Genomic DNA, 803 nt, shown 5'->3' with positions numbered 1-803 from the left:
GCGCGCGACGTGATCGAGGGAGTGCGGCGAGCCGGTGACCACGACCGATCCGGCGCGGCCTGGCTCGTCGCCGAACACGACGTCCTGCGAGCCGTCATCGAGGACGCTGCGGACCGCGGCGAGACTCCCCGGGTGTGGCGGCTCACCATGTCGATGCAGCCGTTCTACCAGTCCTACGTCTGGTGGCGGGAGTGGCAGAAGGCGGCACGATTCGCGCTCGACGTGGCGGCCCGGGCCGGAGACGTCGAAGGCCAGGCCCGGATGCAGCGGACGCTCGCCGGCGCGCACTTCTTCCTGGAGGAGTACGACGTGGCGCTCACCCACCTGGACGCCGCGCAGCAACTCTTCGAGCAGGCGGGCATGAACGCCGAGCGTGCGCTGGTGCTCATGAATCAGTGCCGGGTGCTGCTGGAGGCCGGCGACCGCACCAGGGCGCTGCGGCTGTACCGGCAGGCGGGAGCCCTGATGCGCCGGCACGGCATGCCCCGGGCCCGGGCGAGCTCTCTGGTGGTCATGGCCACGGCGTTCCAGGAAGAGCGCCCACGGCTCGCGGTGATGCTCACCCGCCGGGCCTTCGCGATCTATGCCGGGCTGGACGACGACCGTGGCCTGGCCCTCTGCGACGAGGTCCTCGCGCGGGCGGCTCTGGCCGAGGGGCGCCTGGCCGACGCCCTCGCCCACCACCGCAGCGGTATCTCCCGCCTGCCGTCCCACGATCGGCTCGCCCACGCCGAGGCGCTGATCGCCCTCGGCGACATCCTGGAGCAGGCCGGACGGCCGGGCGAGGCCCGGGACGCCTGGCT

At 73.2% G+C, this 803-nt stretch carries 1 protein-coding gene; it reads left to right on the top strand.

The genetic code is table 11. The features are described from left to right. Positions 1–803: tetratricopeptide repeat protein (locus Acy02nite_RS46205; RefSeq protein WP_203756837.1), on the top strand; the 803-nt coding region annotated here is incomplete at both ends.

Origin of the sequence: Actinoplanes cyaneus, from assembly GCF_016862095.1 — a bacterium.
GTDB classification, from domain to species: Bacteria; Actinomycetota; Actinomycetes; order Mycobacteriales; family Micromonosporaceae; genus Actinoplanes; species Actinoplanes cyaneus.
The sequence above is the reverse complement of the archived record's forward strand: the minus strand, read 5'-3'. Positions and strand labels throughout refer to the sequence as shown.